Source organism: Xenorhabdus sp. IM139775, assembly GCF_028598745.1.
GTDB lineage: Bacteria > Pseudomonadota > Gammaproteobacteria > Enterobacterales > Enterobacteriaceae > Xenorhabdus.
On sequence record NZ_JAQRFK010000170.1, the window covers coordinates 1 to 1,728 of the forward strand.

At 47.4% G+C, this 1,728-nt stretch carries 1 pseudogene; it reads left to right on the forward strand.

Annotation, left to right across the window (positions count from 1 at the left end):
- Window positions 1-510: 510 nt before the first annotated feature.
- Window positions 511-1,701, forward strand: a pseudogene (locus PSI17_RS16680) (reverse transcriptase domain-containing protein); the annotation flags it as partial.
- Window positions 1,702-1,728 lie beyond the last annotated feature (27 nt).

Below are 1,728 nucleotides of genomic sequence, written 5' to 3' on the forward strand. Positions count from 1 at the left end.
TTAAAATATATCGACTATTACAATCGAGTATTAGCCAAACCTTTTAAATGGCTTTACCGTGGGAAAACAGTATAAGGCTATTAATTAAAGTATTCAGCACTACGTAGCGAGTCTTGCATTTCCGGCGGTAACAAAGGAGATGAAGCGTAGACAGCGAAACATTCGAGCCGAAATCAATAGGTGAACGTGATAGCTCCGAAATTCATTAAGTCGTGTGTGCCGATAGTTTTGTCCAGCTAGCAGGCAACAGCTTCTGAATGGTCATACTGGTGAACTTCCCAGCCAGAAGCGCACACCGGAGCCGCAGGCGTCGGCGAGCTTGTAGAGAACAGAGCGGAACCCAGGAGATCCTGATACTTCTCCAAGGAATGAGTATTTCGGGCACAAGTGCCAAAACACAAGGCCTGAGAAACGGGTATCAGGAAGTCGGAGTCAGCCATAGTAGTGATGAAACGAGTAATGATCGCGGAGCGAAGGGCAGGCAGACAGATCGAACGTGAGAGGGAAACAATGACCGTACACAGCAACGACGGACAATCATGGTTAACAAAACTTGAGCGTATAGGCAAGAAATCAGCCTGTAACAAACAGCAGGTGTTCAATAACATAGGGCATTTGCTGAACAGTGACATGTTGAAAGGACAGTTCCTGCGGCTTGACGGGAATAAAGCGGTAGGTATTGATCGCATGACAAAAGCCGCTTACGGTGAACATCTTGATGGGAATATTCACAATCTCATCCTGCGAATACGCAGAGGGACATATCGTCCGAAAGCCGCCAGAATCACACAGATCCCGAAAGAGGATGGCAGTAAACGGCCTCTGGCTATTTCGTGCATAGAGGACAAACTGGTGCAACTTGCGGTCAGTGATATTCTCAGCCGAATTTATGAGTCGCTGTTTCTGCCGTGTTCATACGGGTTTCGGCCGGGATTAAATTGTCATGCGGCATTGAAGGCACTGCAACAGCAAACATACCGTAACTGGAATGGTGCGGTTGTGGAGATCGACATCCGACAGTACTTCAACACAATACCCCATATTGAGCTGATGAGTTTACTGCGGAAGAAGATATCAGATCGGCGTTTTCTCAGACTGATTGAGGTCTTAATAACGGCACCCGTTATCGAGGGCAAACAGGTATCCGAAAACGTGCGCGGATGCCCCAAAGGGTCAATCCTATCGCCGGTACTTGCCAATATCTACCTGCACCATGTGATAGACGAATGGTTTGATGAAATCAGCCGTTCACACATTCACGGCCGGGCGGAGATGGTGAGATATGCGGATGATATGGTGTTTACCTTTGAGTTCATGAGTGAGGCAGAGCGCTTTTACAAGATATTGCCTAAACGACTGAATAAATACGGACTGGAGTTGCACGATGACAAATCGCAGCTAATTCCTGCGGGACACATCGCAGCACTGAGAGCCAATCAGGAGGGCAGACGCCTACCAACGTTTAACTTTCTGGGGTTTACCTGCTATTGGGGAGAATCGCGAAAAGGTTTATGGCGACTGAAATTAACCAGTCGTAAAGACCGTTTCGCGGCCAAATTGAAGGGACTCAGGGACTTTCTCTGGAAGAACCTGAATACACCTGACAAAAGGCTTGTCCTGACTATCGTCATCAGAGTAATCAGAGGCTGGATAAATTATCACGGTATCTCTGATAACCAGAGACGAGTCGGGCAGTTTATCTGTAAGCGGCTCATTTAGACCGTCTAT